At 38.5% G+C, this 25,234-nt stretch carries 23 protein-coding genes; 9 read left to right on the top strand and 14 right to left on the bottom strand.

The features are described from left to right. The first annotated feature begins 121 nt into the window (after positions 1 to 121). Positions 122 to 1,417, top strand: a complete 1,296-nt coding sequence (locus O1Q81_RS02865) for an NAD(P)/FAD-dependent oxidoreductase (protein WP_386698129.1) — start codon at positions 122 to 124, stop codon at positions 1,415 to 1,417. A 39-nt stretch (positions 1,418 to 1,456) separates the two neighbouring features. On the opposite strand, the gene greB is transcribed toward O1Q81_RS02865, so the two are convergent. Continuing rightward, positions 1,457 to 1,936, bottom strand: coding sequence for a transcription elongation factor GreB (greB, locus tag O1Q81_RS02860; RefSeq protein WP_386698128.1), 480 nt, complete (start codon positions 1,934 to 1,936; stop codon positions 1,457 to 1,459). 125 nt (positions 1,937 to 2,061) lie between these two features. Between greB and tatA the strand changes: the two genes are divergently transcribed. The 4 genes from tatA to hemB are packed head-to-tail and all read left to right on the top strand — an operon-like array spanning position 2,062 to position 4,642. Beyond that, positions 2,062 to 2,283 carry a Sec-independent protein translocase subunit TatA gene (tatA, locus tag O1Q81_RS02855; protein WP_386689206.1) on the top strand — a complete coding sequence of 74 codons (222 nt, stop codon included), beginning with the start codon at positions 2,062 to 2,064 and terminating at the stop codon, positions 2,281 to 2,283. Positions 2,284 to 2,286: 3 nt separating this feature from the next. Further along, positions 2,287 to 2,826, top strand: coding sequence for a Sec-independent protein translocase protein TatB (tatB, locus tag O1Q81_RS02850; RefSeq protein ID WP_132300050.1), 540 nt, complete (start codon positions 2,287 to 2,289; stop codon positions 2,824 to 2,826). Continuing rightward, a complete protein-coding gene (tatC, locus tag O1Q81_RS02845) occupies positions 2,826 to 3,569 on the top strand; it encodes a twin-arginine translocase subunit TatC (protein WP_386698601.1) in 744 nt (247 codons plus the stop codon). Before tatB ends, tatC begins: the two co-directional genes overlap by 1 nt. A gap of 50 nt (positions 3,570 to 3,619) precedes the next feature. Continuing rightward, positions 3,620 to 4,642 (top strand): porphobilinogen synthase, encoded by a 1,023-nt coding sequence (gene hemB / locus O1Q81_RS02840; RefSeq protein WP_386698126.1) that lies wholly within the window; start codon positions 3,620 to 3,622, stop codon positions 4,640 to 4,642. Positions 4,643 to 4,681: 39 nt separating this feature from the next. Here hemB and O1Q81_RS02835 read toward each other — a convergent pair whose 3' ends face one another. Together O1Q81_RS02835 and O1Q81_RS02830 are read right to left on the bottom strand one after the other, a co-directional pair. Then, positions 4,682 to 4,975 (bottom strand): DUF5377 family protein, encoded by a 294-nt coding sequence (locus O1Q81_RS02835; RefSeq protein ID WP_386689199.1) that lies wholly within the window; start codon positions 4,973 to 4,975, stop codon positions 4,682 to 4,684. 15 nt (positions 4,976 to 4,990) lie between these two features. Continuing rightward, a complete protein-coding gene (locus O1Q81_RS02830) occupies positions 4,991 to 5,266 on the bottom strand; it encodes an alternative ribosome-rescue factor A (protein ID WP_386689197.1) in 276 nt (91 codons plus the stop codon). Positions 5,267 to 5,362: 96 nt separating this feature from the next. Between O1Q81_RS02830 and O1Q81_RS02825 the strand changes: the two genes are divergently transcribed. Next, positions 5,363 to 6,436: an AI-2E family transporter gene (locus tag O1Q81_RS02825; protein WP_386689195.1), complete on the top strand. Its 1,074-nt coding sequence runs from the start codon at positions 5,363 to 5,365 to the stop codon at positions 6,434 to 6,436. A gap of 50 nt (positions 6,437 to 6,486) precedes the next feature. On the opposite strand, the gene efp is transcribed toward O1Q81_RS02825, so the two are convergent. Next, a complete protein-coding gene (efp, locus tag O1Q81_RS02820) occupies positions 6,487 to 7,053 on the bottom strand; it encodes an elongation factor P (protein ID WP_386689193.1) in 567 nt (188 codons plus the stop codon). Between the two features lie 35 nt (positions 7,054 to 7,088). On the opposite strand from efp, the gene epmB reads away from it, so the two are divergent. From epmB to O1Q81_RS02805, 3 genes are all read left to right on the top strand, one after another. Then, a complete protein-coding gene (epmB, locus tag O1Q81_RS02815) occupies positions 7,089 to 8,111 on the top strand; it encodes an EF-P beta-lysylation protein EpmB (protein ID WP_386698124.1) in 1,023 nt (340 codons plus the stop codon). A gap of 115 nt (positions 8,112 to 8,226) precedes the next feature. Next, entirely contained in the window at positions 8,227 to 9,651 is a 1,425-nt protein-coding gene (locus O1Q81_RS02810; protein ID WP_386698122.1) for a LysM-like peptidoglycan-binding domain-containing protein, read from the top strand. A 10-nt stretch (positions 9,652 to 9,661) separates the two neighbouring features. Further along, on the top strand, positions 9,662 to 10,057 hold the full coding sequence (locus O1Q81_RS02805; RefSeq protein WP_386698120.1) for an opacity-associated protein OapB: 396 nt from the start codon (positions 9,662 to 9,664) through the stop codon (positions 10,055 to 10,057). A 15-nt stretch (positions 10,058 to 10,072) separates the two neighbouring features. Here O1Q81_RS02805 and O1Q81_RS02800 read toward each other — a convergent pair whose 3' ends face one another. The 10 genes from O1Q81_RS02800 to rpoB all read right to left on the bottom strand — a co-directional run bounded on the left by O1Q81_RS02800 (position 10,073) and on the right by rpoB (position 24,996). Beyond that, positions 10,073 to 12,586, bottom strand: a complete 2,514-nt coding sequence (locus O1Q81_RS02800; RefSeq protein ID WP_386698599.1) for a class I adenylate cyclase — start codon at positions 12,584 to 12,586, stop codon at positions 10,073 to 10,075. Between the two features lie 144 nt (positions 12,587 to 12,730). Continuing rightward, complete coding sequence (locus O1Q81_RS02795; RefSeq protein WP_386698118.1) at positions 12,731 to 13,240, bottom strand: hypothetical protein; 510 nt, start codon at positions 13,238 to 13,240, stop codon at positions 12,731 to 12,733. Positions 13,241 to 13,250: 10 nt separating this feature from the next. After that, on the bottom strand, positions 13,251 to 14,444 hold the full coding sequence (locus tag O1Q81_RS02790; protein ID WP_386698116.1) for a hypothetical protein: 1,194 nt from the start codon (positions 14,442 to 14,444) through the stop codon (positions 13,251 to 13,253). Between the two features lie 129 nt (positions 14,445 to 14,573). Then, positions 14,574 to 14,960 (bottom strand): hypothetical protein, encoded by a 387-nt coding sequence (locus O1Q81_RS02785; protein ID WP_386698114.1) that lies wholly within the window; start codon positions 14,958 to 14,960, stop codon positions 14,574 to 14,576. A 71-nt stretch (positions 14,961 to 15,031) separates the two neighbouring features. Next, the gene (locus O1Q81_RS02780) at positions 15,032 to 15,358 is read right to left on the bottom strand and encodes a hypothetical protein (protein ID WP_386698112.1); all 327 of its coding nucleotides are present in this window, start codon (positions 15,356 to 15,358) and stop codon (positions 15,032 to 15,034) included. Between the two features lie 8 nt (positions 15,359 to 15,366). Beyond that, positions 15,367 to 15,720, bottom strand: a complete 354-nt coding sequence (locus tag O1Q81_RS02775) for a hypothetical protein (RefSeq protein WP_386698110.1) — start codon at positions 15,718 to 15,720, stop codon at positions 15,367 to 15,369. 9 nt (positions 15,721 to 15,729) lie between these two features. Beyond that, a complete protein-coding gene (locus tag O1Q81_RS02770; protein ID WP_386698108.1) occupies positions 15,730 to 16,047 on the bottom strand; it encodes a hypothetical protein in 318 nt (105 codons plus the stop codon). Positions 16,048 to 16,055: 8 nt separating this feature from the next. After that, positions 16,056 to 16,433 (bottom strand): DUF2628 domain-containing protein, encoded by a 378-nt coding sequence (locus O1Q81_RS02765; protein ID WP_386698106.1) that lies wholly within the window; start codon positions 16,431 to 16,433, stop codon positions 16,056 to 16,058. A 175-nt stretch (positions 16,434 to 16,608) separates the two neighbouring features. Beyond that, the gene (rpoC, locus tag O1Q81_RS02760) at positions 16,609 to 20,874 is read right to left on the bottom strand and encodes a DNA-directed RNA polymerase subunit beta' (RefSeq protein ID WP_386689175.1); all 4,266 of its coding nucleotides are present in this window, start codon (positions 20,872 to 20,874) and stop codon (positions 16,609 to 16,611) included. A 93-nt stretch (positions 20,875 to 20,967) separates the two neighbouring features. Beyond that, positions 20,968 to 24,996 carry a DNA-directed RNA polymerase subunit beta gene (gene rpoB / locus O1Q81_RS02755; RefSeq protein ID WP_386689173.1) on the bottom strand — a complete coding sequence of 1,343 codons (4,029 nt, stop codon included), beginning with the start codon at positions 24,994 to 24,996 and terminating at the stop codon, positions 20,968 to 20,970. Positions 24,997 to 25,234: the final 238 nt, after the last annotated feature.

Raw genomic sequence — 25,234 nt, 5'->3', positions numbered from 1 at the left:
GCGGTTAAAAATCAAAAAGTTTTGTGCTTTATTTAAGCAAATAAATTATAGCATAGTTTGTAGATTGACATATTTCTTTATCCTTGTAAGATCGGTAGAAATAATTAACCAAGGCAATTTTATGCTGAACTTTGCACATCAAGAACATATCAAAACCTACTATTACGACAGCCGAAATCTCGACCTAAATCAACCGCACTTAGCAGAAAATTTATCCACTGATATTTGCGTCATTGGGGCTGGATTATGCGGTTTATCTACTGCATTAGAACTGGCGGAACAAGGTAAAAAGGTTATTGTACTAGATGGGGCAAGAATTGGCTTTGGTGCCTCTGGTCGTAGCGGTGGACAAGCCATTAATGGTTTTGAAGATGGCATTGATGAATATATTGAACAATTTGGTTTTGAACAAGCCAAAAGCCTATGGGAAATGTCCCTTGAAGCCATTGATATTATTGATGAAAGAGTACAAAAATACCAAATTCAATGTGATTGGAAAAAAGGTTACGCCACCTTGGCATTGAATCAACGCCGTATGGACGATTTAATCGCCATTGAAAAAGCCAGCCGAGAAGCCTTTGGTTATGCCTATATGCAGCTATGGGATAAAACCAAACTACAACAACATTTGGGTTCGGATATTTATGTAGGCGGTTTATTTGATAGCAATTCGGGGCATTTACACCCATTAAATTACTGCTTAGGTTTAGCCAAAGCCTGTTTAGAGTTGGGCGTACAGATTTTTGAGCAATCGCCTGTGTTGGATATGCAAACGCAAGGCAATCAAGTGGTTTTAACTACCGATAAAGCACAAGTATCTGCTCAACATGTCGTGTTAGCCACCAATGCCTATATTGCCAATTTACCTAAATCCATTCATCACGGCACCGCTCGTAAAATCTTACCTGTGGAAAGTTTTATTATCGCCACAGAACCGCTCGATCAAGCTACCGCAGATAGCCTGATTAATAATGGCATGTCGGTGTGTGATAATAATTTATTGCTCGATTATTATCGATTAAGTGCAGATAATCGCTTGTTATTTGGTAGTGACAGTAGCTCCAATAAAGATATGGTACAAGTGATGCGGAAAAATATGCTCAAGGTATTTCCACAATTAGAACAGGTAAAAATTGATTATGGCTGGGGGGGACCGATTGATATGACATTAAATTCGCAGCCTTATTTTGGGCGAATTGCCCCCAATATCTATTTTGCTCACGGCTATTCAGGACATGGAATTGCCTTAACAGGATTGGCTGGACGGATTATTGCCGAAAGCATTTTAGGTGATGATCACCGTTTACAAGTATTTGAAAAGCTCAAAATTCCATCTGTCTATGGCGGAAAATTAATTAAAAATTTAGCCTTAAAAATCGGTATTCCTTATTATAAATTTTTGGATAAATACCGCTAGTTTTAGCCATAAATTTATTCGCAAAGTGCGGTGGAAAAATTAACTTTTTTCATACCAAATCCGATTGACAAAAAACAGCATATTGCCCGATGGCGTGTTCACCCGCACTTCGTCATCTAACTGTTTGCCAATCAAGGCACGAGCCACGGGAGAATCAATGGAAATCCAATTTTGGGCAGGATCAAATTCATCACAGCCGACCAACCGATATTGTTTTAATTCACCGCTTTCTGTTTCCAATTCTACCCAAGCACCAAAAAAGATTTTGCCCTCTTGTTGTGGGTGGTAATCCACGATTTGCAACACTTCCAACCGTTTCATTAAAAAACGTACACGGCGGTCAATTTCACGTAAACGGCGTTTGCCATAAATATATTCTGCATTTTCACTGCGATCACCCATGGCAGCGGCTTCCGAAACGGCTTGCGTGACTTTCGGGCGTTCTTCTTTCCATAAAAATTTTAATTCTTGATCAAGGGTATTCCAACCTTGTCGGGTAATGTAATTGGATTTTGCCATTTCAATGAAATATCAGTAAAATAAGCCGAATTATAGCATCTCTACTACTTTGTGGCTATTGCCTAAACAAGGGAAAAGGGGTATATTCAGGCACAATTATTATTTCAATATTAAGGGGTATTTTTATGGGTGGTGTTAGTATTTGGCAACTGCTGATTGTTGTGGCTATCGTGGTGTTGTTATTCGGCACAAAAAAATTAAGAACCTTAGGTTCTGATTTAGGTGAATCGGTGAAAGGCTTTAAAAAAGCCATGGCAGATGAACCTAAAGATGCAGAATTTAAATCCTTAGATAAAACCGATACGGTTAAAACAGAAGATACGGCGAAACAAAAAGAACAGGCATAATCTGTGTTTGATATTGGTTTTTCTGAATTACTGTTGATTTTTATTGTGGGCTTGGTGGTATTAGGTCCACAACGTATGCCTGTGGCTATTCGGACAGTGATGAAATGGGTACGAACTATTCGTGGTTTAGCGGCGAATGTGCAAAATGAATTGACACAAGAGTTAAAATTACAAGAGCTGCAAGAAAGTATCAAAAAAGCCGAGCATTTAAATTTGAATACCCTGTCGCCTGAACTGGCTCAAACGGTAGAAGAATTGAAACAATCCGCCGAAAAAATGAAAGCCAATTTGGATAAACAAGCCAGTGATGCTAATCATGCTTTACAAGAACAAATAGATACTGTACGGAATGAGAACGTTCAAGAGAATAAACTAGAAAAAACCGAAAATTCCACCGCACTTGATGAAACCAATCAAGATCCTGATGATTTAACACAAAATATTGAAGACGAACTTTCTTTAGATGAGCAATTAGCACAATATATCGATCAATATCACCCTGCTGAAGATGCTCAACCTGTTAGCCAACAGGAGAAAAAATGATGAGTAATGTCGAAGAAACACAACCTTTAATCTCACATTTAATCGAATTACGTAACCGTTTGTTACGCTCATTTATTTTTGTCGCCGTGGTTTTTCTGGCGTTAGTGTATTTTTCCAATGATATTTATCATTTAATTGCCACACCATTGTTAGATGCAATGCCAGCAGGTTCTACCATGATTGCTACCAATGTAGCAGCACCTTTTTTCACCCCGATTAAATTAACCGCACTCACGGCGGTGTTTATTTCGGTACCTTTTTTGCTTTATCAGCTTTGGGCGTTTGTTGCCCCTGCATTATACAGCCATGAAAAACGCTTAGTTTATCCCTTGCTATTTTCTAGCACCTTATTATTTTATGTGGGCGTGGCGTTTGCCTATTATGTAGTGTTTCCATTGGTGTTTAGCTTTTTAACCAAAACCACGCCTGACGGCGTTGCCATGGCAACGGATATTAGTAGTTATTTAGATTTTGTGCTGACGCTGTTTTTGGCATTTGGTGTCTGCTTTGAAGTGCCAGTAGCCATTATTTTGCTATGTTGGGCTGGCGTAACCACGCCAGAAGATTTAAAAGCCAAACGCCCCTATATTATCGTAACCGCTTTTGTGGTCGGCATGTTGCTTACCCCACCTGATATTTTTTCCCAAACTCTACTAGCCATACCAATGTGTTTGTTATTTGAAGTGGGCGTAATTTGTGCCAGATTTTATCGCCCGAAAGATGATGAAAACGCCACAGAATGAGAACATTAGGCGGATCATATATTCGCCTTTTTTATTAAGAGATAGAGAACATGACAATCCAAATTTTTACAGGTTATCCTGAACGCCGTTTACGCCGTATGCGTAAACAGGATTTTAGTCGCCGTTTAATGGCTGAAAATAAATTAACTGTCGATAATTTAATTTATCCAGTCTTTATTATGGAGGGCGAAAATCGACGTGAACCTGTGCCATCAATGCCCAAAGTAGAACGTTTAACCATTGATCAATTACTCATTGAAGCAGGCTTGTTAGTCAAATATGGCGTGCCAGTGATTGCCTTATTCCCTGTGGTGGAACAAGAGAAAAAATCCTTAATGGCGGAAGAAAGCTATAACCCAAATGGGTTAGTACAACGAGCGGTAAGAGCATTAAAATCCGCTTACCCTGAATTAGGCGTATTAACCGATGTGGCATTGGATCCTTATACGCTACACGGTCAAGACGGTATTATTGACGAAACCGGTTATGTGCTGAATGAATCGACCTGCGATGTATTAGTTAAACAAGCACTTTCCCATGCACAAGCAGGAGCGGATATTGTTGCCCCAAGCGATATGATGGACGGCAGAATCGGCAAAATTCGCACCGCACTTGAACAGAAAGGACTAATTAATACCTTAATTATGGCGTATGCGGCAAAATACGCATCAAATTATTACGGTCCTTTCCGTGATGCCGTGGGGTCATCGGCTAACCTAAAAGGCGGTGATAAGAAAACCTATCAGGTTGATCCTGCTAACAGTAATGAGGGGCTACAAGAAGTGGCACTAGATATTCAAGAGGGGGCGGATATGGTCATGGTGAAACCAGGTATGCCTTATTTAGATATGGTATATCGGGTGAAACAACAATTTGGCGTACCAACCTTTGCTTATCAAGTTTCAGGCGAATATGCTATGCACTTAGCGGCGATTGAGAATGGCTGGTTAAAAGAAAAAGAATGTATTCTGGAAAGTTTACTCTGCTTTAAACGTGCGGGAGCTGATGGGATTTTGACCTATTTTGCCAAACAGGTAGCCGAGTGGTTGTATTTAGACGGAAAAAATAAATAGCATATAATAGCTGCAGTGAAGTTCACTGCAGTTCCGTTTTTACTTGGCTAATCCTAACTGACCGATCTTCACCCCTAAATTCCCTAAAGCAACAGGATCCAAATAATCTGCCAAGAATTTAAATAGCTCATTTAATTCGGTAAAAGTGCGGTTAATTTTTACTTCGTTTTCCACTTTACGCGTAAATTCATACTTAACCTCATCGCCGTTAATATGTGCAACCAGAGTAATATAAATGGTTTCAAAAAAGTGGCTAGTTGCCCCCTCTTCGCCTGGATCACTAATCCGAACATTCAAAGTATTGGTAAATAAAACTTCTGTTAATGCTGTCATATTTTTATTTCCTTTCTAATGTAATCTATTGTTATTAAAGAAAAACCCGATAATAAAATCTCTTTCAAAAGAAATCTTATTATCGGGCTTTTCAGTCCATTTAGCAGTATGTTTCGCCTTACGTTGATAACTGCCTTTGCCTTTGAGTTTTTTCTCAATTCGTTGGCGAAATAGTCGATCACTTAATAATGCTTGAATGGCATTATCTCGAATAATACCACGACCATGCTGATAAGTGGTTGTGCCTTGTGTTTCAGAAACAGTTGGCAAGTTTAGTTTTTTCTTTGCCATATTTTTCTCTCCCTTATGAATAAACTTGTGTATTATATATGTAATTAAATAAAATTTTAACTTATAATCAAGAAAAAATTGCTAAGGAACGAATTTATGTTTGAATTGCTAAGAAAATGGTATATGCGGCACTTTAGTGATCCACAAGCAATGGGATTAGCGGCTATTTTGTTGTTTTGCTTTATTGCTATTTATTTTTTTAGTGATCTCATCGCCCCTTTATTAATTGCCGTTGTATTAGCCTATTTGCTTGAATTTCCGATTCATTTTCTTACCAGCAAATTCTCACTCCCTCGCATTCTAGTCATTATTCTCATATTAGGTAGCTTTATCACTTTTGCCTCATTACTCGCCTTTGGTTTATTGCCCAATTTAATTAATCAAACCATTAATTTATTAAGTGATTTACCTAATATGTTCAACAAACTACATGAGTGGGCAATGCGTTTACCCGAAATTCATCCCGAATTTGTAGATGCCCAAATGATTGAAGGAATATTCACAGCTACACGTACTAAAATCCTTGGTTTCGGTGAAAGTGCGGTGAAATTTTCGCTCACTTCTATTGTAAACTTAGTAACGATTGGAATTTATGCCTTTTTAGTACCGTTAATGATGTTTTTTATGTTAAAAGATAAAAACACGTTAATTCATTCGTTTACCCAATTCTTACCGCAAAATCGTCATCTTGCGAACAAAGTCTGGCAAGAAATGCAATTACAAATTGCTAATTATATTCGAGGCAAACTGTTTGAAATTGCGATTGTCACGCTGGTAACTTATATTATTTTCCTATCCTTTGGTTTAAATTATCCACTATTGCTTTCTGTTGCGGTGGGGGTTTCGGTGTTAGTGCCTTATGTGGGAGCGGTGTTAGTCTGTGTACCAGTGGCTTTAGTCGCATTCTTTCAATTCGGCGATCATTCTACATTCTGGTATATTATAATTGCCTACGTAGTCAGCCAGTTACTTGACGGTAATTTACTGGTGCCATTTTTATTCTCGGAAGCAGTTAATTTACATCCTTTAACCATCATTGTCTCGGTGTTAATTTTTGGTGGACTGTGGGGATTTTGGGGCGTATTTTTTGCTATTCCGTTGGCAACCTTAGTTAAAGCTGTGATTAATGCTTGGCCATCAACAGAAGAATTGAATGTTATTGTAAAATAAGATAAAAAAATAGCACTGGAAAACCAGTGCTAATTTGCTATCTAAATAATTTATTTGACGCGAGAAACATATTCGCCTGAGCGAGTATCCACTTTGATGACTTCACCGATTTGAACAAATAAAGGTACTTTCACTACCGCACCAGTGCTTAATGTAGCTGGTTTACCACCAGTTCCTGCGGTATCCCCTTTCAAACCTGGATCAGTATCCACAATTTCTAATTCCACAAAGTTTGGTGGCGTAACCGAAATTGGTGTACCATTCCATAAGGTAATAATACAATCCGCTTGGTCGAGTAACCATTTTTCTGCATCACCAACGGCTTTTTCGTCCGCAGAGTATTGCTCAAAGGTTTCTGGGTGCATAAAATACCAGAAATTTTCGTCTTTGTAAGAATAGGTCAAGTTAAGATCCATCACATCAGCGGCTTCAACTGAAGTACCTGATTTAAAGTTCACGTCTAATACTTTGCCTGAAATTAATTTACGAATACGAGTACGCGTAAAGGCTTGACCTTTACCTGGTTTAACAAATTCATTTTCAACGATTACGCAAGGCTCACCGTCTTGCATAAATTTTAGACCTGGTTTAAAGTCTGTGGTAGTGTATGATGCCATATTTATCCTTAATTTAGATGTAGAGCTGTTTTAAAGTGTATATTTTACCCCAAAAACCCTTAATTAGAGAAGAACAAAAAACACAGAATTGGCTAGAAATTCTGGCGAATGCGGTTTCTGACCCCGAAATGTTATTAAGAATGCTGAATTTACCCGTGAATACCTTTGAAAAAGATATTCAAGCTCGCCGTTTATTTCCTATGCGAGTACCATTACCCTTTGTGCAAAAAATGGAAAAAGGCAATCCACAAGATCCGCTTTTTTTGCAAGTCATGACGGCTCAACAAGAATTTCTGGCGGAAAAAGGGTTTAGCAAAGATCCCTTAGACGAACAACAAGCAGTCGCTCCAAATATTTTACACAAATATCATAACCGATTGTTATTAATGGTGAAAGGTGGCTGTGCCATTAACTGCCGTTATTGTTTCCGCCGCCATTTTCCCTATAACCAAAACAAAGGTAATAAAGCCAACTGGTTGAAAGCATTAGACTATATTGCGGAAAATCCACAAATCGAAGAAATTATTTGGTCTGGCGGTGATCCCTTAATGGCAAAAGATCATGAAATAGACTGGCTCATAAAACAGCTAGAAAAAATACCGCACTTGCAGCGTTTGCGGATTCATACGCGTTTACCCGTGGTCATTCCACAGCGAATTACCGATGAATTTTGTCAGATTTTAGCCCAAAGCAGATTTCAAACTGTGTTAGTCACCCATATTAATCATGCCAATGAAATTGATACGATTTTTGCTGATGCGATGAATAAACTGAAAGCGATAGGTGTAACCTTATTAAATCAATCCGTGTTATTAAAACAAATTAATGATAACGCTAACACGTTGAAATCTTTGAATGAAAAATTATTTTCAGTGGGTATTTTGCCTTATTATTTACATTTACTGGATAAAGTGGAAGGTGCCAGTCATTTTTATATTTCTGATGAAAGTGCGGGGCAAATTTACAAAGATTTACAAAAAATCAGTTCAGGCTATTTAGTCCCTAAATTAGCTCGAGAAATTGCTCATGAACCCAATAAAACTTTATATGCTCCGTAGTTAATTCTAGGAAAATCATTAAAGATCCTTTAAAATAGATAAAATTCGACTGCACTTTTTTAGGGATTATTCTAACGTGCGTATTTTGTTTGGCATTTACTGAGGTAGTAACATCGTGGAAAACACACCAAAAAATAATTCAAATCAAAATGAATTGGATTTAGACTTAAACCAAGCTGATTCAGCCACTGTAAGAAAAGATGTTAAAATTGATCCATCTATTTTAAATAAAGTCACGGGGTTATTTGGCAAAAAGGAAACTTCGCAACCCAATCAATTTGCGGTGCGTAAAGAACCTACTTTTGGTACTCAGCCTAATCCTACTACAGCAGCACCGAATGCTGTGCCAAGTATGTCACAAAACGTAACAAATTATGCTACAAGCAGCACGCCACAACAGGAAAATTATCTAAAAACTACTCAAAATATTGAACAACCTGCTAACCGTGTGGATACAGTTCAAGCCCAACAAAGTGTAGCAACAAGACCTACCATAGCACAAACGGCAGCACAATCTGAAACAACAAATTCAGTAGAGAACACCACCACGTCAGCTACGCCAAATAATAGAGCAGAATTTGTTGAACCAGAACCAGAACAAAAACAACAACCAACGGCTGTTCCTCCTGTACAGGAAAAAAATAATAGCAAAAATCCTGAGAATTGGGGCATTATGCAAAAATTACCACCTAAACATCGTCGCTTATTTATTGCTATTGCTGGAGCAATCGCAATTCTACTCGCTTTATTATGGTTAAAACCAAGTAATAACACAGTAGAAGAAATTCAAGCAAATAATACTTCATCAACACCGATTGAATTCCAATCTCTTGATCCGAATAAACCGCTTGAAAATACTGAAGTGGCAAATAATAATGTTGTAACAGAACATACTACGCCAACAGATAATATGGTAGAAAATGTAAATCCAACCACACAAGCAAATGAACCAACACAATCGGCTCAACAAATACAACCGAACACGGTACAATCTAACGTTACTCCAGAACCAGTGAAACCAACTGAAACACAAACGATAGTACAAAATAAAGTTGAAACACAACAGGTTCAGACTCACAGTGTAGAACAAACTAAGAACGCTGAACCACAAGCTCAAGTTCACAAGATAGAACAAGCTAAGAGTGCTACACAACAAGCTCAAACTCACAAAGTAGAACCAACAAAACAAGCCGTCACAAAGACTAAAGCTGCTCCTGTGGTTGAAGCAAAACCTGTGTCATCAAGTTCACAAAGCAATGCCTCAAGCAATCAGACTCGCAATGTGACTAATGCAAACACAAGAACCTTAGTTATTCCAGCCAGCACATCATTATTCCAAGTATTCCGTAGTAATGGTTTAGATATTCGTGATGCAAACGCTATGACAAAAGCAAATGGTGCGGGTAATGTACTAAGTAGTTTCAAAGCCAACGATAAAGTTCAAGTTGCAGTAAGCCAAGGGCATGTTAGTACAATGCGTTTATCCAATGGTGCAACTTTTACGCGTCAAACTGACGGTACTTATAAGTACAGTAAATAAGGATAATACTGTGAAACGACTTTTACTGCTTACTTTTATTGGAATCACTGGCTGTACTGCAAATTCAGAATTATTATCAAGTAATAATACTCAACCGAAAGCTAATACTAATGTAGTGTTAGATAAAGCAATACAGAAAAGATCTGCTAGCCTTTATAAGTGTAAAAATGATAAGCAAGTAAGAGTCGTACGTATTATTAAAAGCAGTAAAAATACTAAGAAAGTAAAAACTGATGAGATTAATCTCACTTTTGAAGGTGTCACGGAGAAACTTAATGCGACACCTTATCAAACGGGAAAATTCTATACCAACATTCATTGGCAATGGCTAGAAAAAGCTGATAGTAGCAGCTTATACAATAGTATAGGTAATATTCTGGCGGAAGGGTGTATTGAGCAACAATAGTTAATTAAAAAAGTATTACTTATGCACAGCAGTAAATGGAATAATTTTTCTTCCATTGCTATCTGAAACTAACTGATAAAATTGTGGGTAATTAAAATCACGCTGTACAATATTATATAAATTATTCCCCGTACTATCCGCTTGTTGATAAATATAATTTATTTCCTTGATTTTTTGTTCTTTTTCTCCACTACAGTAGCGATAGATCTCAATATGATTTTCTTCATCTAAAATATACACATCAAATGAACCATCAACATTATCTTTAAAAAAGAATTGTAAAAAACCTTCACTGGCAAAAGCATCAATTTCAACAGGATAATTTCTGTTATGTGGTTGTGATGAAGAAAATTGGTGTTCAAAGTGCGGTGCTTTTTCATCAAAATTTGCGGTATTAGCAAATTCATCTCTATTTGATACTTGTATGTCTGGAATTTCTTGCCACCGCATTCCCCTATTTTCAAAAAAGAATTGCCAGTTTTTACCTGCAATACGTAATATATTTTGTGTATTTGAGGAAGAAATGGTTCCAACCTGAATTCCAATACATTTATTTACCAACGCAAGTAAAAGCTCATGCAAAGCACGCTGATAGTTTTCACTATAACAAAAAACATCGACACCCCTTGGGGAATCAGAACCTCGATGAATTTTATTAGCTAACACTTTTAATGCTAATAAAATGGCATTACTACCTTCAAAATGTAACGTTCTAACTTCATTCCACACATTTCGATAAATTAAATCAATACTACCAACCAGACTTTCCTCATTTTGCCCGAAACTAAATAAATCACCTTGCTGAATCCGACCTCTCGGCTGTATCAAATTCTTGGTGGGATCGGAAACTAAATTAACAAACACAGCTAAATGACGAATTTCACAAGGATGGTGCAATTCCTCATTGGTTGCTGCTGGCACGTTAATCGGGAAGAATTGCGTTAAATCAGCGACAAAAGCCTTGAGTTTGTCTAATGACACATTTCGGCTATATATATGCAGCTGTGTTTCAGGTGTCAATAACCCATTAAAATATGCCCATGAAACAAGTTTATGTAAATTCGGATTATATTCAATATGACGAGTATAAGCGGCAAATTCCGATATTTCAGGGGCATGATTAACCACATACCAACCTGGTTTAACCCCCGAATTAATTTTCGTCACTTCAATAAATGTTAAATGAGATTCGGATAAGTCATTAGAAATCAAAGGGTTGACCAAAGTTACTTTACCTGGTAATTCTTCAAATGCACTATATAACTTACGCGATAAAATACTAATATCTTGTGGCATAATATTAGCATCCACATGATTTTTCCGGGCAAATTGAATCAAGTTGCGATAGCTCAACATCAGCATTTGAATTAAATCATTGTAAGATCTTTTTACCATTTTAATTTTCCAAAATGGTCGCTGATTAAGCTCTTCAATAACATCTGTGGACCAACCCCATTGCTTGGTCAGCTCTGACAACAAAGAAAAACGCCAACTATTCGATTTGCTATACCATAAATCTTCCGTTGCTTTTATATAAAAACAACGCCGAACAAAATCTAACCGTTTGAAATCGCCTAAATAAGTGAGGTAATTGGTTACTCGCTCTAACATGGCAAGATAAGGATCAAAATGATGATCTTCGGTGCGATCAGTTAATAAATGAAATTTAAAATCTGATGAAATTAAATGAGTGTTCGGATATTCCCAAGAATAGGCTTCAAGCAATAAAATCTTGATGGTTGATTTATACGGGGAATCAATGCCTTTATAGAGATGCCATAAACTAGCACCAAAATACTCATTGGCAGAAAACGCCCCTAAACCACCGAAATCCACCCAGTCTTGTGGATCAATTTGTTTATTTAAAATCAGTTGCTCAACTTCTGTTTCATATTGCTTTTCGTCTTCTATCAATAAATGCGACCATAATAACGGTCTGCCAGCTAATCGAATGGCGGAACGATAAAATTCATCCAGCAACAACATATATTGTGCTGAACCACAGTTCTCTGATGTCATCGCATCTGAATAGCGGAAACAACGAAATCTTTCTTGATCCATAAGAAAAAAATTCACATCCACTTCAAACTGTTTTGCCCAATATTGTAAGGCAGAAGTTTTCTGAGTTAAAAGATTTCGTTCATGAATATTCAGATCTTCACGATGACAAACCCAAATATCTAAATCAGATGATGCAGTTTGTGAAATTGAAGCAATGCTTCCCATGACATATACGCCATAAATCGCATCAAAAGTGCGGTGAGAAAATCCATTAATTTGTGAATACGACAACTCTGGCATAACCCGAGTTAAGTATTCTTGCTGATAATCCGATAATTGAAATTGACTAATCCCCGTAGGGGAACCCACGACAAAACCAGGCAAACTGGGGTGGTTAACCTGTAATAATAATGTCACTAGTTTAAAGATATGCTGAAACTCGTTAGAGGCACCCGACAAGGCTCGTACCGTCCGAAAATGCTCTAGATCAGCTACTTGCTTTTTGGCAAATTCAATATCGTACTTCAAGAAAACACCTAATTTTTTCAATAGGTAACGTTTGTTACTTTATCATTTCGGGGCGGAGAAAGCAAATAATGAGGCGAGAAAGTCGTTGGCTTGTAAAGTGCGGTGGGAAAATGGGGGATTTTTGGAAATAATAAACCATTGGCATTATCTTTCCAAACTTGCCAGATCACCATAAAAACGACGCAACGATTCCAACGGCATTAACGATTGTTCGTGTTCACCTTGCCATAACTTTTCAGCTTTAAAATCAATCTCCTTTAACTTTTGAGCTAAGTTAGAACAATCCTTAAATTGTGCTTTAAATTCCTTTTTACTTTTTGTCTTGAAAATAGCATTGATATTTCGGCAATTTGAGCTTTTAACTAGCTCGTCTTCTAGGTTTAATGTTTGTTGCAAGAGAAAAACTGTAAATTTACGTTTTGTTAATTGCTGAATATTTTTCAAAAACCGTACGTTATTTTCAGTTATATCGGTATCATACACAATATAAATTTCATTTGCCTTTAAACGAGGGATTAACTTATAAATATCCTGATTCCAACAGTTGAACTTCTGCACTTTACCTAATAATTTCAATGTTTTTATCAATTTTCCTTCTGTTTCACCTTCCACAAGAAAAAGTACCGTTTTATTTTGACCTTTCTGTTTCCGCATGGTTTACTCCTTACTCGGGAAAAAGTAATTCATCAATTAAGCTGGTATCAGGAATCGTATAAAAGATGTTATTCTGAATATAATTTAATAGTGAACGATCATTCTTTTTGAATAATGTTTCAGGTTGTACAAATTCAGCGCTATCGTCTTCTTTGCGTACAAACAAGAAACTATGCACTGGCAAGTTCATATCTAAAACATCATAATTATGCGTAGTATAAATAAATTGCGAATAACGTCCCATGGTTTGAATGATCAAATTTACCATTGCTTGTTCTAACTCAGAATGGCTATATGCCATTTTTTCATCCAAGAAATAAGTTGCACAGGTTTGCTTATCAAATTTCTGGTTAAAACTCGCCATTTCTTTAATAAAAGCAAAAAATTCAGCCACTTGAATCGCATCAAAAGTCCCTTTAGATAAACGTTCTTGATTAACAATTTCCCCTGTTTTATTGATAATCACACTATCTTTATTTTTAAAACGAATCACGTAAGCTTCTAGCTCATCTTTATCCATTAACTCATTCACTGAACTGATTGATGGATCAAAATTTTTCAAGATATTTTCAAGAATATCTTTATTTAGATAACTATCTTTTTTAATAGTAATCTCGCTTTTATCATTATCTTGTGTATTTGAAAACATATAATAAAAGCAAAGATGATCCGAAATAATCGGTTTAATATCTTCGAACAAATAAGGTGCATTCGTATTTTGATGATAAATAGCACCATCAATTTTTGTCTCTCCACATTTCTCAACTAAACTCATTAAACGCTTACGAGCTGAGTAGGCTGTATCATTTGGGCGAATAGGCAAAGCCGAATACACAATATGCGGATAATTTTTAATATTTTCCGCAGTCTGTTTAATTTCTAAATAATGAATGGTATTGGTTGCGGGTAATACAAACTCAACTCGGATGATCGCTTCTTTCTCTTTATGATTGATTTTATTTAATAAATTGCTATTTGGGAAAAGGATAAAATGCTGAATATAGCGTAAAATTCTACCTAGTGATGTTTTCCCACTAGCATTTGCACCTGAAACAATACAAACTCGTTTAAAGCGAAAATTGGGGCGTTCTGCTAAATATTCGTCCGCAACACTCGAATTCAAGATCTTGCGTTTGAGCGTAAAATCAATACTTGTATTGTGAAAATTGTATAGATTGTCAATATAAAGATGAGTAAATAGCATAATATATCCATTTTTTGGAAATTAAAACCTATTTAATTGTACCATAAAGTATGAATAAGTGCAATTTTATTCTTGTTCTGCCCAAAAAAGCCCTTAGTTTAAATACTTGGGGCTTTTAATTAATACTTACTAATCATCCATCTCCGTCTTTGTAATTTCACCATTTTTATAAATAAAATGATAAAATTTAGAGGTTTCTCGCTCCTGTCTTTCTTGGGACTCAAACGGTCCAGCAAAACCATTCATATTGAGATAAATTTCATCTTTATATTTCACTATATTGATCAGTTCTTCCGCACAAGTCCCAAAGGGATCTGTTTCTTTGCCATCTTCTACAATCACATAAGAACGTGGACAACTTGTGCCATTTGAACCTGCATAAACATCAATCATTTTGAATGTATCGCCGTATTCATAGAAAGTGGCAATTTTTATAGGGTTATCAATATCTTCTAATCCAGCTTGAGCAAAATTAGCTATGCTTAAAATAGTTAATGAGATTAAACTTTTTTTCATAACTTTTCCAATTTATTATTTCTTGTGAATATTTATTAGGTGGAATAAATCCCACCTACGAGTCTTAACGATCAACGAATGATTTGTAGTTCAATACCGTTATTAGACTTTATTAGTTTAAAATAACCTTCTCCTTCTCGAACAGCACCGTGACTTGTTCTTCTTACTTTTACTTTACAAGTTATAACATCTGGGGAAGCACCAACAAAATCCCCTTCAACGCTATTTACTTCCACTTCCTCCAAAGAAATAATTTCAAAATCATCTGTTAACTCCCCTACCTCTTTCGTTTTTTTCAAAACTAATTCTTTTGCTTTAGATGAATCACATTTTGGTAAATCATCTGAACAGGCGGATAATAAAACGCTCGCTAAAATAATCAATAATAATTTTTTCATCAACTCATCTACCTAAATGTAAATATCCAATCACCTTGAGAAGTTTTAAATAATACCTCACGTAAATTACATTTGCCACCAGTTGCAAGTTTAGTCTGTTCACCGTATGTTAGTGTTCTCGGCTTTTTTAACTGACCACCATAATCTGCCCATGGAGCGGGACAATTTCCTCGATTTAATACCATATCATAAAGTGTAACTTGATCTGCCACTGCTGTAACTTCTAAATATGGCATAACTCCCATAGCTGTTTGTTCTTGGAAAGCTTCAACTTCAATAGGCGATTGAGCAGCTAAAGAGAATGTGCTTAATAACGCAACTAAGGGCAAAAGAAAATAATTTTTAATTTTTCTTAATTTCATAACACATCCTTAATTTAAACGTTGATAGCCCAAAACATTAACGATGTATTTTTCTTTCTTACTTTTATTTTTGGTAATTTCATAAGAAACAAAAATGTTACCTTGTGTAGTTGAAACATCAGCACCACATTGATACATTCCATCTATCTTCGTTAATTGCTTGCGTTCCTCTGCATTCCTAATATCTGGGGAAAAAACTAAAATGCCTTTATACTGTAATTGATTTGCCACTTCATCTTTAACGGCATCATCATCACACTTTGGCAAATTATCTGAGCAGCCTGCCAAAAGACCAACTGATAAAATAATTAAGAGTAATTTTTTCATATGTTCACCTACTTATTTTTATTAGACATATAAATGGTGATTGCATGAACAGGGCTGGCGACAATAACAGTTTCTTTAAAAGAACAACCTCCATTCATATACATATCCCCTAATAAATCATTACCTTTAAAGCCAACAAATAATGAAGCTGCAAAGGTTCCAATAATAGCCCCTAATATAACTAGAAAATCACTATAGATTTCTTCTCCCCAGGACATCAATCCTAGTCCAATTAGAGTCACAACAAAAGAAACCCCTGCTAATACCCAATGGCGTTTAAATAACGACCAAAGCACGGGAAAGATAAAACCTAACCAAGTAAAGCCTTGTTTAACAGCGTAAATTTCTTTTGTATATTCATTTTCATAAATTTTAAATTGCTTCATAGGTAAACTCTCATTAAAAATTATTTATAGGAAGGATTGTTAGTTATGTCAATAACTAACAAAGAGAGTATACTCTCTTGCAAAATCGTAATTTTTCCACCACACTTTTCCACAATAAAAAAGCCCTGAATATCGCTATTCAGGGCTTTTAGCCGTTAATTAATTATTTGACTAACTACTCATCATCCACCATATTCAACATTTCTGTCAAACTAGCAGTTGGGTCATCGGCGACCATGTTGTTAAACTCGGCTTCAATTTCTGCTTCATCGGCAGCAGAGAATTTAACCACAGGTTCTTCAATCACAATACCTGCATCACGGTTTTTCACACGGTTTTGGTGATAGGCAAAACCAGTACCTGCTGGAATTAAACGCCCTACGATCACATTCTCTTTCAAGCCACGCAATTCGTCACGTTTACCTGCCACGGCGGCTTCGGTAAGCACACGAGTGGTTTCTTGGAACGAGGCAGCAGAGATAAATGACTCTGTCGCAAGGGATGCTTTGGTGATACCAAGCAATTCACGTTCAAATTCCACCAATGGTTTGCCCTCGGCTTCACGTTTACGGTTGACGATTTTAATGCGTGCCACTTCTACTTGCTCGCCCTCTAAGAATTCAGAATCGTAGGCTTTGGTGATAATGGCTTTACGCAACATTTGACGCACGATGACTTCGATGTGCTTGTCGTTGATTTTTACCCCTTGTAAGCGGTAAACTTCTTGCACTTCGTTGACGATATATTCCGTCACGGCGTGAACACCACGCAAGCGTAAAATATCGTGTGGGGTTTCTGCACCATCAGAAATTAAGTCGCCACGTTCCACCATTTCGCCCTCAAATACGTTGAGTTGACGCCATTTTGGAATCATTTCTTCGTACGCATCGGAGCCGTCTGTTGGGGTAATCAATAAGCGGCGTTTGCCTTTGGTTTCTTTACCGAATGACACGATACCTGAAATTTCGGCTAAAATCGCTGGCTCTTTCGGTTTACGTGCTTCAAATAAGTCGGCTACTCGTGGAAGACCACCGGTAATATCTTTGGTTCCCACCGATTCTTGTGGAATACGAGCTAATGGATCACCGATATTGATTTCTGCACCGTCATCAAGCGTCACGATGGCTTTACCTGGTAAGAAGTATTGTGCCGCTACGTCTGTGCCTGCAATTAAAATATCGTTACCTTTGGCATCCACTAATTTAATCGCTGGACGTAAGTCTTTACCTGCGGTGGCACGTTCACCCACATCTTGCACTAAGATAGAAGATAAACCCGTCAATTCATCGGTTTGACGGCTTACGGTTAAGCCATCAATAATATCCACGAATTTCACGAAACCTGCTACTTCCGAGATGATCGGCATAGTATGCGGATCCCAGTTGGCAATGGTTTCGCCTGCTTCGACATCGCTGCCGTCTGCTTTGTTTAAAATGGTACCATAAGGCAATTTATAATGCTCTTTGGTACGACCGAATGCGTCAATCACGGTTAATTCAGTGTTACGAGAAGTTAAAACTAATTTACCCTCGTTGTTATTGACGAATTTCACGTTGGCTAAACGAATCGTCCCGTTGTTTTTCACTTGAACGCTAGACTCTTTGGCTGCTGCAGATGCCGCACCACCAATATGGAACGTACGCATCGTTAACTGTGTACCTGGCTCACCGATAGATTGGGCAGCGATAACACCCACCGCTTCACCTTGGTTAATCAAGTGACCACGAGCCAAGTCACGTCCGTAACATTTGGCACAGACACCAAAGTCGGTGTTACAGGTTACCACAGAACGCACTTTCACGGTGTCCACGGAATTTTCGTCTAATACATTACAGAGTTTTTCGTCTAATAAGGTATTACGAGCGATTAACACTTCGTCTGTACCTGGTTTTAACACATCTTCGGCAGCCACACGACCTAACACTAATTCACGCAATGGCACTTTTTCATCACCACCTTCAATTAATGGTGCCATTACGATACCCTCGTGGGTACCACAGTCATCTTCAGTGATCACTAAGTCTTGTGCCACATCAACTAAACGGCGAGTCAAATAACCTGAGTTCGCTGTTTTTAATGCGGTATCCGCCAAACCTTTACGTGCACCGTGGGTAGAAATAAAGTATTGCAATACGTTCAAACCCTCACGGAAGTTTGCGGTGATTGGAGTTTCGATAATCGAGCCGTCTGGACGTGCCATCAAACCACGCATACCTGCTAGCTGACGAATCTGAGCCGCAGAACCACGTGCTCCAGAGTCAGCCATCATAAAGATGCTATTGAACGACGCTTGTTTTTCAGGATTACCGTCACGGTTAATCACTTCTTCCGTGGACAAGTTTTCCATCATCACTTTGGCAACACGTTCGTTGGCGGCTGCCCAAATATCGATCACTTTATTATAGCGTTCGCCAGCAGTGACTAAACCTGATTGGAATTGCTCTTGAATTTCTGCCACTTCTTCTTCTGCTGCCGAAATAATTTCGTATTTCTTCTCTGGGATCACCATATCATCGATACCGACAGATGAACCTGAGCGTGCGGCGTAAGCAAAGCCTGTGTACATAATATGGTCAGCGAATAGCACGCTTGGTTTCATACCCAAACGGCGATAGCTTTCGTTGATCAATTTTGAAATCGCTTTTTTGCCTAAGGTTTGGTTAAACAAGCTAAATGGCATCCCTTTTGGTGCGATCATCCATAAAATGGCACGACCAATGGTGGTATCCACTAAGTTGGTTTGTGGTTCAAATTCACCATCCGCATTTTTGCTGTATTCGGTGATACGCACTTTGACACGAGAATGTAATTCCGCCTGTCCTGTACGGTAGGCTTTTTCCGCTTCTCTCGGGTCTTGCAACAACATACCCTCGCCTTTGCCATTCACTTTATCACGGGTCATATAGTACAGACCTAATACCACATCTTGTGATGGTACGATAATCGGATCACCACTGGCTGGGGATAAAATGTTGTTGGTTGACATCATTAACGCACGTGCTTCTAATTGGGCTTCCAAGGTTAATGGTACGTGTACCGCCATTTGGTCACCATCGAAGTCCGCATTGAACGCCGCACAAACTAATGGGTGCAACTGAATCGCTTTCCCCTCAATTAATAACGGTTCAAAGGCTTGAATACCCAAACGGTGCAAGGTTGGTGCACGGTTTAATAAGATTGGGTGTTCGCGAATCACGTCCGCTAAAATATCCCATACGATCGCATCTTCACGCTCCACCATTTTTTTGGCAGCTTTGATCGTTGACGCATAACCACGGCTTTCTAATTTCGCATAAATAAATGGACGGAACAATTCCAACGCCATTTTTTTCGGTAAACCACATTGATGTAGGTGTAAGTATGGACCTACGGTGATAACTGAACGACCTGAATAGTCAACACGTTTACCTAATAAGTTTTGACGGAAACGACCTTGTTTACCTTTGATCATATCTGCCAAAGATTTCAATGGACGGCGGTTTGACCCTGTAATGGCACGACCACGGCGACCGTTATCTAATAAGGCATCGACCGATTCTTGTAACATACGTTTTTCGTTACGCACAATAATGTCTGGTGCGATTAAATCTAATAAACGTTTTAAACGGTTGTTACGGTTGATCACACGGCGATAGAGATCGTTCAAGTCAGACGTGGCAAAACGACCACCGTCTAACGGCACTAACGGACGTAAATCAGGTGGTAACACTGGCAATACAGTCATCACCATCCATTCTGGTTTGTTGCCAGATTGAATGAATGCTTCAAGTAATTTCAAGCGTTTGGTGATTTTTTTGCGTTTGGTTTCGGAATTGGTTTCTTGCAATTCTTCACGCAATACTTCGCACTCACGTGGTAAATCCATATCACGCAAAATCGCTTGAATGGCTTCTGCCCCCATCTTCGCTTCAAATTCATCTTGGAAACGGTCTTCGGCTTCCAAATATTGCTCTTCGGTGAGTAATTGACCTTTTTCAAGATCCGTCATACCTGGTTCGATCACAATATAGCTTTCGAAATAAAGCACACGCTCAATATCACGCAATGGCATATCTAATAATAAACCAATGCGAGACGGTAATGATTTTAAGAACCAAATATGTGCCACAGGTGAGGCTAACTCAATGTGTCCCATGCGTTCACGGCGAACTTTGGTTTGGGTCACTTCGACGCCACATTTTTCACAGATCACGCCACGGTGTTTTAAACGTTTATATTTACCACATAAACATTCGTAATCTTTTACAGGTCCGAAAATACGGGCACAGAAAAGACCGTCACGTTCTGGTTTGAATGTACGGTAGTTAATGGTTTCTGGTTTTTTCACTTCACCAAATGACCAAGAACGGATCATATCAGGTGAGGCTAAACCGATTTTAATCACATCAAAATCTTCTGCAGTTTTTGATTGTGCTTTTAAAAATTTAACTAAATCTTTCACAGATTTTGCTCCTATCGGAGTTAAACGTATTTAAAGTGCGGTGTAAAAATTGGATTTTTTAACCGCACTTTAGCGGATAATTTGCCTGTCGGCTTACTCTTCGTCTAAATCAATGTTAAGACCAAGCGAGCGAATTTCTTTCATAATCACATTGAAAGATTCTGGTGTGCCTGGTTCCATATAATGTGTGCCACCGACGATATTTTTATACATCTTCGTACGACCGTTCACATCATCGGATTTCACTGTCAACATTTCTTGTAAGGTGTAAGCAGCACCATAGGCTTCTAATGCCCAGACCTCCATTTCACCAAAACGCTGACCACCGAATTGGGCTTTACCACCCAATGGTTGTTGTGTAACAAGACTATAAGAACCTGTTGAACGAGCGTGCATTTTGTCGTCAACTAAGTGGTTCAATTTGAGCATATACATATAGCCGACCGTGACTGGACGTTCAAATTTTTCCCCTGTACGACCATCGTATAAGGTAATTTGACCTGAAGTCGGCAAGCCACCTAATTGTAGTAACTCTTTGATTTCACTCTCGTGAGCACCGTCAAATACGGGTGTCGCCAATGGCATACCTTTACGCAAGTTTTCGGCTAAACGCAATACTTCTTCATCAGTGAAGGTGCTGAGATCCACTTTTTGTGAACCGCCACCTAAATCGTAGGCTTTTTGGATATAGCCACGCAATTTTTCCACTTCTTGTTTTTGTTTAAGCATTGCATTGATTTGATCACCAATCCCTTTCGCCGCTAAACCTAAGTGAGTTTCCAAAATCTGACCGATGTTCATACGAGATGGTACGCCCAATGGGTTCAACACGATTTCCACAGGTTGACCGTTTTCATCGTACGGCATATCTTCCACAGGGTTGATTTTTGAGATAACCCCTTTGTTACCGTGACGACCCGCCATTTTATCACCTGGTTGGATATGACGTTTCACCGCAAGATATACTTTAACCACTTTTAACACGCCTGGGGCTAAATCATCACCTTGAATGATTTTGCCACGTTTCACTTCAAGTTTGTGTTCAAAGTCTTTGCGTAATTCTTCATATTGTTCGGCAAGTTGTTCTAATTGGTTTTGTTTCGCTTCATCGCTCAAGGTTTGTTCTAACCATTTTGCACGATCCATTTTATCCAATTCTTTTTCGCTTACGCCACCGTCAATTAATAGGTTACGCACACGAGAGAACAAGCCTGCTTCTAAAATTTCCAACTCTTCCACAAGGTCTTTTTTCGCTTGTTTGAGTTGCATTTCTTCGATTTCTAAGGCACGTTTGTCTTTCTCTACACCGTCACGGGTAAAGACTTGCACGTCAATAATCGTACCTGATGTGCCATTTGGTACACGAAGTGAGCTATCTTTCACATCAGATGCTTTTTCACCGAAAATCGCACGCAATAATTTTTCTTCTGGGGTTAATTGGGTTTCACCTTTTGGTGTCACTTTACCGACCAGAATATCGCCGCCTTTCACTTCCGCACCGACATACACAATCCCTGATTCATCTAGTTTGCTTAATGCCGCTTCACCCACATTTGGAATATCAGCGGTGATTTCTTCCGAACCGAGTTTGGTATCACGTGCCACACAAGATAATTCTTGAATGTGAATGGTGGTAAAACGATCTTGTTGCACGACACGCTCAGACACCAACATTGAGTCTTCAAAGTTATAACCGTTCCAAGGCATAAATGCCACACGGATATTTTGACCTAATGCCAATTCACCTAAGTCGGTTGATGGACCATCGGCAAGAATTTCACCACGCCCCACTGGTTCACCTAAATTCACACAAGGAATTTGGTTAATACAAGTGTTTTGGTTAGAACGGGTGTATTTAATTAAGTTATAAATATCAATCCCTGCTTCACCTGGAATGGTTTCATCTTCGTTGACTTTCACCACGATACGAGAGGCGTCCACATATTGGATTGTCCCACCACGTTTTGCTACCACAGCTACACCGGAGTCAAGAGCGATCGGTTTTTCCATCCCTGTACCGACTAATGGTTTATCGGAGCGTAACGTTGGAACGGCTTGACGTTGCATGTTCGCACCCATTAAGGCTCGGTTCGCATCGTCGTGTTCCAAGAATGGAATTAACGCAGCCGCCACTGACACCACTTGCTGGGTGGAAACGTCCATATAATGAATGTCTTCTGGGCGATATAACCCTGATTCACCGTGTTCACCACGTGCCGTAACAAAAGCATCGGTAAAGCGGAAGTTTTCATCAAGATTGGAGTTCGCCTGTGCGATCACATATTTACCTTCTTCAATGGCAGATAAATATTCGATTTCTTCGGTCACTTGACCATCGACTACTTTACGATACGGGGTTTCTAAGAAACCGTAGTCATTCGTCCGTGCATACACGGAAAGTGAGTTAATCAAACCGATATTCGGACCTTCAGGGGTTTCAATTGGACATACACGACCATAGTGGGTGGTGTGTACGTCACGCACTTCAAAGCCTGCACGTTCACGGGTTAAACCACCTGGTCCTAAAGCAGAAATACGGCGTTTATGGGTCACTTCCGACAATGGGTTGTTTTGATCCATAAATTGCGATAATTGTGATGAACCAAAGAATTCTTTCACGGCTGCGGAAATTGGTTTCGCATTGATTAAATCTTGTGGTGTTACCGCATCTAAGTCCCCGAGAGATAAACGCTCACGCACGGCACGTTCAACACGCACCAAACCAATACGGAATTGGTTTTCTGCCATTTCACCTACAGAACGAATACGACGGTTTCCTAAGTGGTCAATATCATCTACCTCGCCATGACCGTTACGAATGTTAATGAGTTTTTTCATTACATTCACAATGTCTTCTTTACTTAATACACCACTACCTTCTGCATCTTCAATACCTAAAGAACGGTTGAACTTCATGCGACCGACGGCAGATAAATCATAACGTTCATGTGAGAAAAATAGATTATCAAACAAGCCCTCAGCGGCTTCTTTTGTCGGTGGTTCACCAGGACGCATCATACGATAGATTTCCACTAACGCACTTAAACGATCATAAGACGGATCGACACGCAAGGTTTCAGAAATATATGGACCAAAGTCTAAATCATTGGTAAATAAGGTTTCAATGGTGGTGTAACCTGCTTGAGCTAATTTCGCTAATAGCTCTAAGGATAATTCCATATTGGCAGGACAAATAATCTCACCACTTTCTAAATCCACATAATCTTTTGCAGCGACTTTGCCAATGATATATTCGGTTGGCACTTCCACTTTGTCTATATTGTCTTTTTCTAAAGCACGAATATGACGAGCCGTAATGCGGCGACCACGTTCTACATAGACTTTACCATTAGCTTCAATGTCAAATGTCGCCGTTTCACCACGCAAACGCTCAGGTACTAATGCCATTAATAATTTATTATCTTGAACTTCAAATACCACTTTCTCAAAGAATAAATCTAAGATTTCTTCAGTGGTGTAGTTTAACGCACGCAAAATGATGGTCGCTGGCAATTTACGGCGACGGTCAATACGAGCGAATAAGTTATCTTTCGGATCAAATTCAAAATCTAACCAAGAACCACGATAAGGGATAATTCTTGCGTTATATAATACTTTCCCAGATGAATGGGTTTTACCTTTGTCGCTATCAAAGAACACACCTGGACTGCGGTGTAATTGTGAAACGATAACACGTTCTGTACCGTTGATCACAAAGGTACCGTTTTCCGTCATCAATGGGATTTCGCCCATATAGACATCTTGTTCTTTAATATCTTTGATGGTGCCAGGTGCCGCATCACGGTCATAGCTGACTAAGCGTAATTTTACACGCAATGGGGCGGCAAAAGTGGTACCACGAATTTGACATTCACGCACGTCAAACACAGGCTCACCTAACTTATAGCTGACATATTGTAATTCTGTACTACCGTTATTACTCACGATAGGAAATACAGAACGAAATGCGGCTTCTAAGCCTTGTTGCCCTTCAGGATCTCTTTGGATAAATTTATCGAAAGAATCTAATTGGATTGTTAATAAATAAGGTACATTTAAAACTTGCGGACGTTTGCCGAAGTCTTTACGAATACGTTTTTTCTCGGTATAGGAGTAAACCATTGGGGTTCCTCTGTAATTTTTTAGTGTGACCGAATTGCAACAGTTTAAAAGTGCGGTGAAAAAATAAAAATTTTTGCCGACCTGTTACAATGATTTGAATCCGTTTGTTAGATACCGCACTCTGAACCTTACTTCTGATGAGCGGATTGTCATTAAGCTAACAGCTTGATTTAACTTAATTTATCGACAATGAAACGGTGGTTTTATTTATGCTACCTTGATAGCACAAAATGGCTGA

Source organism: Lonepinella sp. MS14436 (assembly GCF_042470565.1).
Taxonomy (GTDB): Bacteria; Pseudomonadota; Gammaproteobacteria; order Enterobacterales; family Pasteurellaceae; genus Lonepinella.
This window is presented reverse-complemented; position numbering and strand designations above follow the sequence as displayed.